Here is a 14,093-nt window from a genome sequence, read left to right as displayed (position 1 = left end):
TGGAAATTATGTCAGAAATAATACCTTTTGATGAACGTGACGGTAAAATATGGTTTGATGGAAATTTAGTACCGTGGCGTGATGCAAAAATTCACGTTCTTACCCATGGTTTACATTATGCGGATGCGGTTTTTGAAGGTATACGAGCTTATAATGGTCGAATATTTAAGTTAACAGAACATAGTCAAAGATTAATTAAATCTGCAGAAATTTTGGGTTTTTCAATACCCTATTCTCTTACAGAAATTAATGAAGCGACATTGCAAGTTATGAAAACTCAAACACTTCAAGATTGTTATATAAGACCAGTTGCGTGGCGTGGAAGTGAAATGATGGGTGTATCTGGCCAGGCAAATAAGGTACATGTGGCTATAGCTGTATGGGAATGGAAAAGTTATTTTTCTCCAGAATTAAAGGCCAAAGGTATTCGTTTAAACATGGCTAAATGGCGTAGACCAAGTCCCGAAACTGCACCTACACAAAGTAAAGCTTCTGGTCTTTATATGATTGCAACTATGAGTAAACATGACGCCGAAAAGCAAGGATATGCCGATGCTCTTATGTTAGATTATCGAGGATACATTGCCGAATCAACAGGAGCCAATATTTTCTTTAGATTTGGTGACGATCTACATACACCTATAGCTGATTGTTTTCTTGATGGAATCACAAGAAGAACCGTAATTGAACTTGCCAAAAAAAGAGGTATCAAAGTTATTGAGCGATATATAAAGCCAGAAGAATTAGAAAAAGCAGAAGAAGCTTTTTTAACTGGAACTGCAGCTGAAGTTACACCAATTGGATCAATAGGATCTTATCGGTTTACTGTTGGATCATTAACCCATCAATTAATGGAAGATTATAATAAATTGGTTAGAAGTATACCGTCAACGGTATCTACGGCCGCTTAATTTTTTACAGTTTTTGCATTTGATAAGGAAAGCCAGGTATCTCGTTTTTGAAGATCTTGCTTTTGTACTTTTACCCAATTTTTGGTTTTATTTGTTATTTCAAGTTTCCAAAAAGGTGCATCTGTTTTTAACCAATCTATAATAAATTGACAAGCTTCAAATGCTGTGTGTCGATGTTCAGCTGCGGCTACAACGAGAACAATTTGTTCACCTGGATGTAAGATACCATAACGATGAATAATTAAGCTTTTTGACAATTTCCAATTTTGGATTGCGTAAGCTTCAATTTCAGTTATTTTTTTTTCAGTCATACCAGGATAATGTTCAATGACCATAGAAATAAGTTGGGGATTAGTTGCCATATCCCTTACTAAGCCTAAAAAACTAACTACGGCGCCAATCTGATGGTTATCGGCGATTATTTTTTTGACTTCTTGTCCAAAATTAAAATTCTTTTTTTGCAGATAAATCATTTATCCACCTGTAACCGGAGGAAAAAAAGCAATTTCATCAGTATCTTTAATTAAATCATTAAAAGAAGCGTATTCTTGATTAATAGCAACTTTAATTAGTTTTGTATTTTTAAAGATGGTAGCATAAGAAGAATTGTTTTTAACAAGCCATTGACATAAATCTTTAACAGTTAAAATATTTTTAGGTAAAAAAATATCTTCTTGTTCTTTGTTAATTTTATCACGAACCCAAGAAAAATATAAAATTTTAACCATTTGCTTTAATATATTTTAATCCTGCCTTTAAATAATCATACCCAGTGATTATAGTAAAAATTGCAGCGATCCAAAGACCAATTTGGCCAATAAGATTAACATGCAAAAAAGCAGGTGTTATATTTTGTATAATTAAAAAGCCAAGCGAAATCATTTGAGCTAATGTTTTCCATTTGGCCAAGGTACTTACAGGCATAGTTACTTGTGTATTGGCAAGAAATTCTCTGAGCCCTGATACTAAGATTTCACGACATAAAATAACAAGAGCAGGAATTACTGTCCAATTTTCAATTATATTTGTAGCTGTAAGCATTAAGATAAGAGTTGCAATAAGCAATTTATCAGCAATGGGATCAAGGAATTTCCCTAATGCAGATACTTGGTGCCAACTTCTTGCTAAATAACCGTCAAGATAATCTGTGATACATGCAATAATATAGAGAAGGAGCATAAGCCAACGTATAGTGTCGCCTGGTATATAAAATAATATAACAAGTAAGGGAATAGAAAAAATACGAAATAAAGTTAAAAGATTGGGTATATTGCTCATAAAAAACATAAGAATATTAAAAATTATATTATATTCTTAATATAGACTGTCTTTGAATACAATTGTTTATTGATCCATTACCTACTGATCATGAAAATAAGCATAGATACCTTCGGCAACTTTTTGATCGATACCTTTAACTTGGACAAGTTCATGAATAGAAGCCGAGCTTATTTGCTGGAGAGAGCCAAAATGATTATACAAAGCTTTTTTTCGCTTTGGGCCAATACCAATGATTTGATCAAGAGTAGAAAAACTTAATTTTTTTTCACGTTTTGAACGATGGCTTGAAATTGCAAAACGATGGGCTTCATCTCTTAATCTTTGCAAATAATGAAGCAAAGGATCATCTTTCTTGAAAGAAAAAGGTGCTTGGTCTTTAATAAAAAATCTTTCTTGCCCAGCATTACGATGGGGGCCTTTTGCAATACCAATAGCAATAATATGGGTTAATTTTAATTCTTCTAAAATTTTTTGTGCAACGTTTAATTGTCCTTGACCCCCATCAATTAAAATAACATCCGGTAGTAAATTCATACTATCATCATCAGACTTTTGTAAGTGGGCGAAACGTCTTTTAAGAACTTGGGCTAACATAGCATAATCATCATTTAATTTAATGGGATTATTTTGATTATTTTGGACAATAAATTTACGATAAAATTTTTTTTCAAACCCTTGGGATCCAGCTACAATCATAACACCAAAAGGATCAGTTCCTTGTAGATGGCTATTGTCATAAACTTCGATACGGGATAAAGGTTTAGTAAGATTAAAAAAATCTGACATTTTATCTAATAAATCTTGATTTCCTAACATAACAGAAATATGACGTTTAAGTGCTTCTTTAGCGTTGTAAAGAGCTTGCTCTAGAATTCGATTTTTTTCGCCATATTTAGGAATATTGATTGTAACTTTGTGCCCAGCTATTTGTGATAAAGCATTTTGTATTAGATCAATATCTGGAATTGAATGGCTAAGAATTATTGTATTAGCTGGCTTCCTTTGGGTATAAAAATGACTGATAAATTGTGAAAGTATTTCTTCACTTTCAATTGTGTCATTGGAATTTGGAAAATAGGCGCGATTACCATAATTAGTATGATTGCGTACAAAAAAAACTTGAACACAAGTTTGGTTATTTTTTTGAGCAACAGCAATGATATCGGCATTTTTTAAGTTGCTAAAATGAATAGTTTGTTGAGTTTGTATTTGGGTAAGAGCACGGATACGATCGCGATAAAAAGCTGCCTCTTCATAGGATTGGTTGTCGCTAGCTTTTTGCATATGCTGCCCCAATTTTTGTTGTATGTCACTTTTTTTACCTTCTAAAAATGCTTTAGTTTCTTGGACTAATTCTTGATACTGGTGTTCAGAAATACGATTTACACATGGTCCTGAACAACGCTTAATTTGATATAAAAGGCAAGGCCTTGTGCGATTAGAAAAAACATGGTCATTGCAAGATCTTAAAAGAAAAGCTTTTTCTAAGGCAACAATTGTTTCATCAACACTTTGTGATGAAGCAAAAGGACCGTAATAATCAGCATTAATTTTTTGTGGGCCTCTATGTTTATAAATTCTTGGAACAGGATGATCTTTTGTAATAACAATAAAGGGGAAAGATTTATCATCTCTAAGTAAGATATTATAACGTGGTGTATGATGTTTAATTAAATTATTTTCAAGCAATAACGCTTCAGCTTCATTTCTTGTAGTTGTAATTTCTATAGATCTAGTTTCAGATACCATGCGACGTAATCGGTTATTAAGCCGATTATCTGCAGCATAACTTTTAACACGTTTATTTAAATTTTTTGCTTTGCCTACATAAAGAACGCGCCCTTCATGGTTCAACATACGGTAAACACCTGGTAATGTTGGAAGATGCTTTGCTTCTTTAGCAATAAGGGACAATCCCTTACTTAAAGCTTGCCCATCAATAATAATGTTAATTTCTGTTGTATTAATATCAGTGAAGTCAGTCATTATAAATTAATTTTACGACATTTTTCGATGACGTACAATTTTTACTCCAACGCTTTCTGCATTATCGAATACATCTAATTTTTCAATTTTTATAATAGTTTTTAAAATAGTCGGTTTTGTAAAACAATGAGCACATATTCGCTCAGCAAGTGTTTCAATTAAGTTTATATGTTCATGTGCTATTAATTGAGTAATTTCATTTGTCAATTGGCTGTAACAAACAACATTTTTAAGTGAGTCACCCAAGTGATGATACGAATGAACAAAAATCTCAAGGTTTAATCGAATACGTTGTAATTGTTTTTTTTCATAATTATGAACACCAATAGATGCTAAGAGAATAAGATCTTTAATAAAAATGGATGTTAATAATTTTTTAGCTAGAAAAGTACGAGGATAAAATATTTTTGAAAAAAACTGCTTCATATACATCAATTTTTTCTGCCTGGAACAATCCATCCTAAATGTTCGCCACCATCCAGCGCAATAATTTGACCCGTTAAAGCAGGGGTGTTTAATATAAATTGTATAGTATTATTAATATCATCTAATGTTGCGCCATGGTGTAAAGGCATGGAATAACATTGTTCTAAAAATTCTTGTTCTGTTTGATGAATGCTTTGCAAGGTAGGACCCGGACCAATTGCATTAACACGAATTTTGGGTGCCAGAGCTAAAGCTAAGGTACGTGTAAGTGTCCAAAGCCCCATCTTTGATACTGTATATGAAACAAAATAAGGTGTAAGTTTTAAAACCCGTTGATCAAGTATGTTAATAATATTACCGTTTATTTCTTGTTTTGCAAAGTCTTGGCTTAAAATAAATGGGGCGTGTAAATTTATTTCCATATGTTTATGCCAGGATTCGGTATTTGCAGTATGAATTGAATCAAATTCAAAAATTGACGCATTATTGATCAGACAAGTAATTGAGCCAAAAAATTTGATGGCTTTTGGTATAAGAGTTTTGACTTCATTTTCATGAAATAAATTTGCCTTAATAGGATAAGCTTGTCCGCCATTTGTAATAATAGTATGAGCAACTTCTTCTGCCTCTTCAGCAGAATTATGGTAATGAATGATCAATGACCAATTTTGCTTTGCAAGATCTAAAGCTATAGAACGGCCAATTCGTTTTCCAGCGCCAGTGACTAAAGCAATTTTTTTTAATTCCATAAAAATCTCTTATATTTTAAATAAGTTTTAATCAAAGAAAAACATTAATCCTCCAACAATAACCCATGTCGGTAGGATAAAGTTTCTTTACCAACTATTTTTGCAATTGTATCACCTGGCCTGACCATTTTATGTTGTCTTTTTGATAATAAAAGACCTGTTGTATTACTATAAATAGGTTCACGGATTTGAAGATCAAGAAGATGTGGTTGAATAATTTCTGCAACAAGATCACCTTGATGAATTATACTACCTAAAGAATGCTTATAACAAACAATCCCTGCTATTGGGGATCGTAAAACGTCACATGCAGCTAGATCTGTAGCTTCACATAAAGGTTTAGGTAAAGGAGGGGGTATACCTTTGATAATAAAGCGACGTTGCATAAAATTAAATAATCTTATGGCATCTTGGTGTGCAAGATTATCATCAACATCTGTTTGTCCACGATATTCAATAGTCCCGGCCATACATGCGGCAGGAATAGGATAATTGGGAAATGTTTGAGCCAATTTTGACCATAATGTACTTAACGCTTCATCAAAAGAATGTCCCCCTGAATCTGCACATAATAAAACAGCTTGGCTATGTATATCACATGCAAGATCTTGTGCAGCAGGCCAGTGATCTGGAATTAGAAAAAGATGCATTAAAGCGTCATCATCACAATGGAGATCAAAAACAAAATCAGCATCAAAAGCCAATTTCAATAAAGATAGTTTTAATGCATTTAATTCATTTGTAATTTTTTGTTTTTTTAAAATTTCATCTATTGTTTGGCGAATAATGTTAACATTTTTTTCTGGATTCTGTGTAAGTTTCCCTTCTAAACAAGGCACAGTTTCTAAATATAAATCCGGCCATGCACGATTAAAATTACCTTTACCAGATAGTTCATAACGTCCCACTAAATTTCCATTTAAGATTTGCCCAAGGCCGATGGGGTTAGCAACAGGTACTAAAACAATTTCTCCAATAATATTATTTTCTTGTTCAGCTTTTTTCAAAAGATGATTTAAATGATATAAAACAAGCATACCTGGTGTTTCATCTGCATGAAGAGAAGCTTGAAGATATATTTTAGGTCTAGCACCTTTTGTACCATAACGATAAACTGCAAGTTGTCTTTTGGTTAAAGGACTATTTGATAAAAGATCTATATATTCACTATTTTGTATCATTGGAAGATGCTTTGAAATATTATAAGTAAGAGATTTTTATTTACATCGTATAATAGAATAGAAATTTATAAATTTTATGTAAATTGGTCGTTATGATTTTAGAACAAAATAAATTACCTTTATTAGATTATCTTAATGAAAAACAAAAGCAAGCTGTAGTATCAACAAAAGGGGCTGTGCTTGTGTTAGCTGGTGCGGGTACAGGAAAAACTAGGGTATTAACATACCGTTTTGCTTATCTTGTTCTATCAGGCCAGTCTGGATTACATCAGATTTTAGCTGTTACTTTTACAAATAAAGCTGCCTTTGAAATGAAAGATAGAATAACAAAACTTATAAATCGCCCAATCGAAGGCTTATGGCTTGGGACCTTTCATGCTCTTGCTGCAAGAATTTTGCGTAATCATGCAGAAATTGTTGGATTAGAAAAAAAATTTACGATCCTTGATATAGATGATCAAGTACGTCTTTTAAAACAAATTTTATCCCATGAAAATATTAGCGAAAAAAAATGGCCAGCAAAAGTATTACTTTCTTATATCCAACGATGGAAAGACCGGGGATTGAAACCTAACATGGTGAGTCCAGAAGAAACCAAAGGTCTAGCAGATGGAAAGCTTCTCGATATTTATCAACTTTATCAAGAAAGATTATTAGCACTTAATGCGTGCGATTTTGGTGATCTTTTATTACATAATTTGGATATTTTTCAAAACCATTCTGATATTTTAAAGCGTTATCAACATCAATTTCGCTATATCATGGTTGATGAATATCAGGATACGAATACAGCTCAATATCTTTGGTTACGATTGCTTGCTCAAGAACATGGAAATATTTGTTGTGTTGGGGATGATGACCAATCGATTTATGGATGGCGTGGTGCAGAAATCACAAATATTTTAAAGTTTGAAAAAGATTTTCCAAATGCTGATGTTATCCGATTAGAAAATAATTATCGATCAACAGGACATATTTTGGCCACCGCATCAGGTTTAATTGCGCATAATAAAGCAAGATTAGGAAAAATACTTTATACAGAAGCAGAATTGGGCGAAAAAGTACAAACGGTGGGGGTATGGGATAGCCAAGAAGAAGCAAGACAAATTGGTGAAGAAATAGAAGCCTTACAAAGGCATGGTCAGTCTTTAGGTGATATCGCAGTTCTTGTAAGGGCAGGATTTCAAACAAGAGAGTTTGAAGAAAGATTTTTAACTTTAGGTCTTAAATATAGAGTAATTGGTGGGTTACGTTTTTATGAACGCCAAGAAATTCGGGATGCGCTTTCTTATTTGCGTCTTGTTCATAAATCTTCTGACGATCTTGCTTTTGAACGCATTATTAATGTACCTAAACGTGGTATTGGTGACACAACATTAAGACATATTTATATGTTGGCCAGATTAGAAAATATTAGTTTGATGAGAGCAGCAGAACAACTTAGTAAAACAGATGAACTTAAACCCGCAGCGGCTCGTGCTTTAGAAAATTTTTTGAAAGATATCAATAGATGGCAAGAAAAAGCAGCGCAATTACCCCACACTGAAATAGCCAAAATTGTCCTGGATGAATCTGGATATACAAATTTTTGGCAAGCAAATCCATCACCTGATGCACCTGGTCGGCTAGAAAATCTTCGAGAATTAATCACAGCTATGGCTAATTTCGAAAATCTTGAACAATTTCTCGAACATGTCAGTTTAGTTATGGAAAATGATAATACAGAATTGCAAGATATGCTTTCTATTATGACGCTGCATAGCGCAAAAGGTCTTGAGTTTAATGCTGTTTTTTTACCTGGATGGGAAGAGGGTTTATTTCCGCATCAAAGATCTTTAGATGAAAATGGTATAGCAGGATTAGAAGAAGAAAGAAGGTTGGCCTATGTTGGTATAACAAGAGCACGCCAGAAAGCCTATGTTTTTTTTGCTTTAAATAGAAGAGTGCATGGCCAGTGGCAAACATCGATACCGTCAAGGTTTATAGAAGAATTGCCAACGCAAAATGTTGATATAAAAATCCAAGATCAATTTTATACACCCATGTATGAGCATAAAGAACAGCACCAAACTATGGTTTTAGCGGATTATCAGCAAGCAAAAAAGAATAAAACTATTAAAGGAAATTTTTTAATAGAAAATCCAGATATATTTGAAAATGAGACCGGGCAATATACAACTGGTATGCGTGTCTTTCATCAAAAATTTGGCTATGGTATGGTTACGATGGTCGAAGGAAATAAATTAGATATTATGTTTGATAAGGCTGGATCAAAAAAAGTTATTAGTAATTTTGTTATACCAGCGGATAAAGTTTAACTATAACCCATTGAAATAAAGAAAGATTTTTGCCTTTGTGGATTTTAACAATTAATGCCTCTGATATAGGTACGAGAACATTAGATGATATAATGACAAATTTGGAAGAAGATTTTGATGCTGTGTCGTTATACAAGAATCCAGATTGGGTTATTGAAGCTTTAATGATTAATAAACCTTTAGAAGATATTTTAGAAAAAATTAAAAAACTAGATATTAAATATAATTATAAAAATCTACCTGAACAGAATTGGGTTTTAGAAAGTCAAAAAATTCTAGCACCTTTTAAGGTAGGTCGCTTTACTATTCAAGGTACATTCACAGAAGAATTATCTTTAAATAAAGATATAGATGATTTTGTCTTAACAGTTGATGCGGGGATGGCATTTGGAACTGGGCGTCATGAAACAACAAAGGGATGTCTTATAGTTTTACAAGAATTATATGAAAAAAAAATTATACCAAATTGTGCGCTTGATCTTGGATGCGGAAGTGGAATTTTAGCAATGGCTATAGCAAAATTGTGGAAAATACATTCTGTCATTGCTGTCGATAATGATCCTATGGCTATTGAAGTTACCCAATATAATTGTCAACTTAATGATCTTACGGATTATATTGAGGTTAAAGAAAGTTTAGGTTTTTCAGCTTTGAATGATTTTAAGAAGAAGGAATTTGATCTTATTGTTGCAAATATATTAGCTGATCCGTTATGCGATTTAGCTCCAGAAATTTATACTTTTTTATCAGCTTCTGGTCATGTGATTTTATCTGGTATTTTATTATCCCAAGCAGATCACGTAATAAAAACTATGGAAAAATACAATCTTAATTATATAAATCATAAGGTTTTAGGAGATTGGGTTATTATCCAGCTGTCAAAAAAGACATAAAAAAAGTGGTGGTTTATTTTCTAAACCACCACAGCACAAACACCTCAATAAAACTGTAAATATTTTAACTTCCAAGCCAGGGAGATATAGCAAGCTGAAGTTATGCAGCTTTCTGAGTGCTGTTATAGAAAGTTATATAAAAACTGTATTGCTCTTGACTTAGATCAATAGCTTTTTCAAAAGGTTTTAATCCAAGATCTGCTAACATATGATCATTAAATTCATCAGCTGTTAAAGAAGAAGATATATGATCATTAGATGTTTTAGAATTTTTATCATGGATAAACGAATTCGAATATTCCATTGCCAATAAAACTTCTTTGTTTAGTCCAATATCTTGTAACAGCCTATTGTCTAAATTTTTTAAATCATTATACATTTTATGTATTTGGTATTTTTTTATCAAATACCCCAAGGATAATTCATAAAATGCTAAACAAAATTGAATAAAAATTGTATTCAATCCAACGGTTTTGATTAAAGAACCAGGTTTAGGATTTGGATTAAAACTGTTTTGTATACCAAGATCAACAAGCATACGATGATTAAATCTTTCAAACGTAAAATGTTCAAATTGATAAAATGAAGCCAATTTTGCTTTTAAAAGATTAAAAGCATACTTAAAGCGCTTAATCCCAAAAATCTGCTCAGCATCTCGCAACCGCAGAACAGAATTTTGTTCAGATATAAAAATGCTTGCTAACATGGTTGTTGTCCTAAAAACTTTTAATTACAATAAGTTAAGTTAAAAAAATCATTTAATATGTTAAAAACAATATACAACAATCGAGAAAAATTTGTACCCTTTTATACTGCATCGCAGCAATGCATTTTTTGCATACAAATGCTTAATATATTCAATAAATACATATCTTTTTGACAAAAATATGATGTAATTTTGTCAATTCTAAGACTTTTTCTTTAATTTATTTCTTTTAATGCTAAAATCATTAAAATTTAGTTAAAATATTAAAGATAAAATTTATGTTTGAAGAAAATTTAAAAAATAAACTGTCCTTACTTAAGAATGCTCATTTACGAGTCTCTATTCATGAAATCGAAGATATTTTTCCTGGTATTTTAAGTGGTGTGGATGATTCTTCCGAAACTTGGATGGAGTTAATTGCACCAAATCCCGATGAACAATTAAAAAGCCTTTTAAGAGATTTGTTTAATAATACAAAGCAAAAATTTAAGAATGTACACATAGATGTTCAAACAAAATTAAAACTTTTACGTGAGCAATTACAAAAAAATACCCTAAATGGATTTCTGGTTCCACGTGCGGATGAGCATCAAGGTGAATATGTATCTTTGAAAGCGCAAAGATTAGCTTGGATTACAGGTTTCACAGGATCTGCCGGATTGGCAATCATTTTAGATAAAAAGGCAGCTTTAATTGTTGATGGGCGTTATATACTTCAAGCTAAAGACCAAGTAGATCAAACGTTATTTACGATTATAGAATTATCGGCGCAAAAAACTTTTCATCAACAAGCCGAAGAGTGGATCAAAAATAATATGCATGCGGGCCAAAAACTGGGCCTGGATCCATGGCTCCATACCTATAATTCGGTTACATGGTGGCAATCTTTGAGCAAAAAGTATAATTTTGATTTAAAATTATGTACCAAAAATTTGGTTGATCAAGTTTGGGATGATCAACCAGCAGAGCCAATTACACCTATATGGCCACATGCCAGTACTTATGCAGGCCAAGAATCTAAAGAAAAATGTGAAAAAATTGCTATACAATTAAAAGAGCAACATATAAAAGCTTCTATTATTGCTGATCCAACTTCTATTGCCTGGATTTTAAATGTTCGGGGTGGAGATATTCCTCATACCCCAGTTGTGCTGAGTTTTGCTATAATTTATGATGATGCAACTGTTCAATGGTTTGTTGATAAACGTAAATTTACATCTAAATTATATGCCCATTTGGGAACAAATATTACCATAGAAAAACCTGAAAAATTAAAAGAAGTTTTAGAAAAATTAGGTTTTAATAAATCAACCGTTCATATTGATGAAGTTTATGGGGCGTATTGGTTTTACGATATTTTACAAAAAACCGGAACCAAAATAATTTTGTCCCAAGATTTTTGCGCGCTTCCAAAAGCTTGTAAAAATCCTATTGAAATACAAGGTATGAAAAATGCTCATATTAGAGATGGGGCTGCATTGGTTAAATTTCTTGCATGGCTACAAAAAGAAATTAAAAACAGCCTATCCAAAAAAGAATTGGTGCTTACGGAAATGGATTGTGCTGAAAAATTATTTCAATTTAGAAAAGAAAATGATCTTTTCTGTGGATTAAGTTTTGATACAATTTCTGGAGCAGGATCAAATAGTGCTGTTGTTCATTATAGGGTGACAAAAGAAACAAATCAAACTTTGAATTATAAAGAACTTTATCTTGTAGATTCAGGGGGGCAGTATTTTGATGGTACAACAGATGTAACACGTACAATAGCTATTGGAAATCCAACCCAAGAGATGAAAGATCGTTTTACGCGTGTATTAAAAGGACATGTGGCTGTTGCTTGTGCAAAATTTCCAATTGGAACCACAGGGCAACATCTTGATAGTTTGGCGCGTTATTGGTTATGGCAAATAGGGCTTGATTATAATCATGGTACAGGACATGGGGTAGGGGCATATCTTTCTGTTCATGAAGGCCCCCAAAGAATTCATAAATCTTCTAGTCTGTTTCCTTTATTGCCTGGTATGGTTGTATCTAATGAACCTGGATATTATAAAGAAAATGCGTATGGGATCAGAATAGAAAACTTAGTAACAGTTATACCGATAGAAGAAGCCGGGTTTGAAATACCTATGCTAGGTTTTAAAACTTTAACCTATGCACCCTATGATTGTAATTTAATTGATACGTCCATACTTAGTCGATTTGAAATTGATTGGATTAATCAGTATCATCAAGAAGTTTACGCAATACTCTCTCCATTGGTGGATCAAGAAACAGAAGAATGGTTAAAAGAAGCCACAAAACCCTTAAAGTAAATTAAAAATAAAATTTTAAATACCAGATGTAAATTCAAGTAATATATAAATATTATTATCAAGATTCATATTGTAACTTGGTATTTCAATAGCCACGGATTCTAATTTTTCTACATCTTTATTTTCTGGTCGGAAAGTCCAGTCTTGAAGCCATTGACCAGTCTTGCTATCTGTAGCAATTACTCTAATAGGAGGAATAGAAATTTTTTGATGGGTTAAATTTACAATGCGAGCTTTAATAATATTGGTTTGTTGACCAGAAATTGGTGAAACAGAAATATCGGTAATAACTAATCCTGCTCCATTTATTGCTAAATTAAAATAACTGTAAATTTTATTGGTAAAAGGAAAAGTTGTAATAATTAAAGATCGTCCAAAAATTATTAATGACACTGCAAATAAAACAGCAATTGATCCCAAAGTAATAGATAAAAGCCTGTTGTTTTTTTTATATTTTGTTTGGATTATTGCTGGCAATTGAATGCGTACAGGTCGGCCAGATATGGGATCATTTTTAACCGGTTCCTTTTTTAATTCAGGCTCTACTTTATCTTCTTCAGATTTAATTTTTAAAGGAGAATGAATAACCCAAATATGACGACATTGGGCACAGCAAACTTTTTGATCATCTTTACGAAAATGGCCTATATTAACGATATATTTTTTTGAGCAAGACGGACAAATAATCAACATAATATTTAATAATTTGAAGGCAGTTTAAAGTTAAGATTATTATGAGTAAAATAGAATTGATATTTTGTCTATGATCAATAATGAAGTTAAAATTTTTATAAGATATAATATTGTTTAATATTGAATTGATTTAGTATGTTGTGTGATTGCTACTGAAAAATTATAACTTAAAAAATAAAGTTGAATATAAGCAGTATTTGAATATTTTTTAAAATTAAGTTGCTATTTTGTTATACATAGACCCTTATAAAATAAGGGTCTATGTGAAGAATAATTTCAATTAACTCCTGAAATTTCTTTTTCATGAAATGGTTTATTATCACTTTTTTCACGATCATGTTCGGATTTTATTGGAAATGGGCGCCACCAGCTAGGTGGTTCAGAGGGATCCGAAGGTGTTGGTAGTGGTGTAGGTTTGACAACTTTTTGCCCACATCCACCTAAAGTTAACAAAATGCTAAAAAAAGTAACATAATTCAAAATTTTTTTTGTCATAATTATTCCTTTCTAAAAACAAAAAGAATTAAAATTATAATTAATTGATAATTTTTAATATAATTAATAATTTATTATGATTTTTTTTTAATTAAATTTTCATTAAAATAATGTTTTAATTTTTATTATTTTTTTT

The 14,093-nt window shown here is 31.9% G+C and carries 14 protein-coding genes; 4 read left to right on the top strand and 10 right to left on the bottom strand.

What is annotated here, in order from left to right; translation table 11 throughout:
- The first annotated feature begins 8 nt into the window (after positions 1 to 8).
- The gene (locus K1X44_01000; protein ID MBX7145866.1) at positions 9 to 911 is read left to right on the top strand and encodes a branched-chain amino acid aminotransferase; all 903 of its coding nucleotides are present in this window, start codon (positions 9 to 11) and stop codon (positions 909 to 911) included.
- Here K1X44_01000 and K1X44_00995 read toward each other — a convergent pair.
- The 7 genes from K1X44_00995 to K1X44_00965 all read right to left on the bottom strand — a co-directional run bounded on the left by K1X44_00995 (position 908) and on the right by K1X44_00965 (position 6,534).
- On the bottom strand, positions 908 to 1,384 hold the full coding sequence (locus tag K1X44_00995) for a molybdenum cofactor biosynthesis protein MoaE (protein MBX7145865.1): 477 nt from the start codon (positions 1,382 to 1,384) through the stop codon (positions 908 to 910). The genes K1X44_01000 and K1X44_00995 overlap by 4 nt on opposite strands.
- Positions 1,385 to 1,639 (bottom strand): molybdopterin converting factor subunit 1, encoded by a 255-nt coding sequence (gene moaD / locus K1X44_00990; GenBank protein MBX7145864.1) that lies wholly within the window; start codon positions 1,637 to 1,639, stop codon positions 1,385 to 1,387. It lies immediately after the preceding gene.
- Positions 1,632 to 2,189, bottom strand: a complete 558-nt coding sequence (gene pgsA / locus K1X44_00985) for a CDP-diacylglycerol--glycerol-3-phosphate 3-phosphatidyltransferase (protein MBX7145863.1) — start codon at positions 2,187 to 2,189, stop codon at positions 1,632 to 1,634. Before pgsA ends, moaD begins: the two co-directional genes overlap by 8 nt.
- A gap of 81 nt (positions 2,190 to 2,270) precedes the next feature.
- Complete coding sequence (gene uvrC, locus K1X44_00980; protein ID MBX7145862.1) at positions 2,271 to 4,178, bottom strand: excinuclease ABC subunit UvrC; 1,908 nt, start codon at positions 4,176 to 4,178, stop codon at positions 2,271 to 2,273.
- A gap of 12 nt (positions 4,179 to 4,190) precedes the next feature.
- A complete protein-coding gene (locus tag K1X44_00975; GenBank protein MBX7145861.1) occupies positions 4,191 to 4,604 on the bottom strand; it encodes a dihydroneopterin aldolase in 414 nt (137 codons plus the stop codon).
- A 5-nt stretch (positions 4,605 to 4,609) separates the two neighbouring features.
- Positions 4,610 to 5,353 (bottom strand): SDR family oxidoreductase, encoded by a 744-nt coding sequence (locus K1X44_00970; GenBank protein MBX7145860.1) that lies wholly within the window; start codon positions 5,351 to 5,353, stop codon positions 4,610 to 4,612.
- A 44-nt stretch (positions 5,354 to 5,397) separates the two neighbouring features.
- Complete coding sequence (locus K1X44_00965; protein ID MBX7145859.1) at positions 5,398 to 6,534, bottom strand: succinylglutamate desuccinylase/aspartoacylase family protein; 1,137 nt, start codon at positions 6,532 to 6,534, stop codon at positions 5,398 to 5,400.
- A gap of 92 nt (positions 6,535 to 6,626) precedes the next feature.
- Between K1X44_00965 and K1X44_00960 the strand changes: the two genes are divergently transcribed.
- Together K1X44_00960 and K1X44_00955 are read left to right on the top strand one after the other, a co-directional pair.
- The gene (locus K1X44_00960) at positions 6,627 to 8,852 is read left to right on the top strand and encodes a UvrD-helicase domain-containing protein (GenBank protein MBX7145858.1); all 2,226 of its coding nucleotides are present in this window, start codon (positions 6,627 to 6,629) and stop codon (positions 8,850 to 8,852) included.
- A 29-nt stretch (positions 8,853 to 8,881) separates the two neighbouring features.
- Positions 8,882 to 9,745 (top strand): 50S ribosomal protein L11 methyltransferase, encoded by an 864-nt coding sequence (locus K1X44_00955; protein ID MBX7145857.1) that lies wholly within the window; start codon positions 8,882 to 8,884, stop codon positions 9,743 to 9,745.
- 100 nt (positions 9,746 to 9,845) lie between these two features.
- On the opposite strand, the gene K1X44_00950 is transcribed toward K1X44_00955, so the two are convergent.
- On the bottom strand, positions 9,846 to 10,451 hold the full coding sequence (locus K1X44_00950; protein ID MBX7145856.1) for a hypothetical protein: 606 nt from the start codon (positions 10,449 to 10,451) through the stop codon (positions 9,846 to 9,848).
- Positions 10,452 to 10,858: 407 nt separating this feature from the next.
- Between K1X44_00950 and K1X44_00945 the strand changes: the two genes are divergently transcribed.
- Entirely contained in the window at positions 10,859 to 12,769 is a 1,911-nt protein-coding gene (locus K1X44_00945; protein MBX7145855.1) for an aminopeptidase P family protein, read from the top strand.
- 15 nt (positions 12,770 to 12,784) lie between these two features.
- Here the strand turns inward: K1X44_00945 and K1X44_00940 are convergent, their stop codons facing one another.
- Together K1X44_00940 and K1X44_00935 are read right to left on the bottom strand one after the other, a co-directional pair.
- Positions 12,785 to 13,462, bottom strand: a complete 678-nt coding sequence (locus tag K1X44_00940) for a zinc-ribbon domain-containing protein (protein ID MBX7145854.1) — start codon at positions 13,460 to 13,462, stop codon at positions 12,785 to 12,787.
- Positions 13,463 to 13,738: 276 nt separating this feature from the next.
- On the bottom strand, positions 13,739 to 13,957 hold the full coding sequence (locus K1X44_00935; protein ID MBX7145853.1) for a hypothetical protein: 219 nt from the start codon (positions 13,955 to 13,957) through the stop codon (positions 13,739 to 13,741).
- Positions 13,958 to 14,093 lie beyond the last annotated feature (136 nt).

The organism is Alphaproteobacteria bacterium, assembly GCA_019695395.1.
Lineage (GTDB): Bacteria > Pseudomonadota > Alphaproteobacteria > JAEUKQ01 > JAIBAD01 > JAIBAD01.
This window is presented reverse-complemented; position numbering and strand designations above follow the sequence as displayed.

Excerpts from the sequence above, each read along its gene's own strand:
- K1X44_01000 (MBX7145866.1), top strand. The coding sequence starts at position 9 with ATGTCAGAAATAATACCTTTTGATGAACGTGACGGTAAAATATGGTTT.
- K1X44_00995 (MBX7145865.1), bottom strand. The coding sequence starts at position 1,384 with ATGATTTATCTGCAAAAAAAGAATTTTAATTTTGGACAAGAAGTCAAA.
- moaD (MBX7145864.1), bottom strand. The coding sequence starts at position 1,639 with ATGGTTAAAATTTTATATTTTTCTTGGGTTCGTGATAAAATTAACAAA.
- pgsA (MBX7145863.1), bottom strand. The coding sequence starts at position 2,189 with ATGAGCAATATACCCAATCTTTTAACTTTATTTCGTATTTTTTCTATT.
- uvrC (MBX7145862.1), bottom strand. The coding sequence starts at position 4,178 with ATGACTGACTTCACTGATATTAATACAACAGAAATTAACATTATTATT.
- K1X44_00975 (MBX7145861.1), bottom strand. The coding sequence starts at position 4,604 with ATGAAGCAGTTTTTTTCAAAAATATTTTATCCTCGTACTTTTCTAGCT.
- K1X44_00970 (MBX7145860.1), bottom strand. The coding sequence starts at position 5,353 with ATGGAATTAAAAAAAATTGCTTTAGTCACTGGCGCTGGAAAACGAATT.
- K1X44_00965 (MBX7145859.1), bottom strand. The coding sequence starts at position 6,534 with ATGATACAAAATAGTGAATATATAGATCTTTTATCAAATAGTCCTTTA.
- K1X44_00960 (MBX7145858.1), top strand. The coding sequence starts at position 6,627 with ATGATTTTAGAACAAAATAAATTACCTTTATTAGATTATCTTAATGAA.
- K1X44_00950 (MBX7145856.1), bottom strand. The coding sequence starts at position 10,451 with ATGTTAGCAAGCATTTTTATATCTGAACAAAATTCTGTTCTGCGGTTG.
- K1X44_00945 (MBX7145855.1), top strand. The coding sequence starts at position 10,859 with ATGGAGTTAATTGCACCAAATCCCGATGAACAATTAAAAAGCCTTTTA.
- K1X44_00940 (MBX7145854.1), bottom strand. The coding sequence starts at position 13,462 with ATGTTGATTATTTGTCCGTCTTGCTCAAAAAAATATATCGTTAATATA.
- K1X44_00935 (MBX7145853.1), bottom strand. The coding sequence starts at position 13,957 with ATGACAAAAAAAATTTTGAATTATGTTACTTTTTTTAGCATTTTGTTA.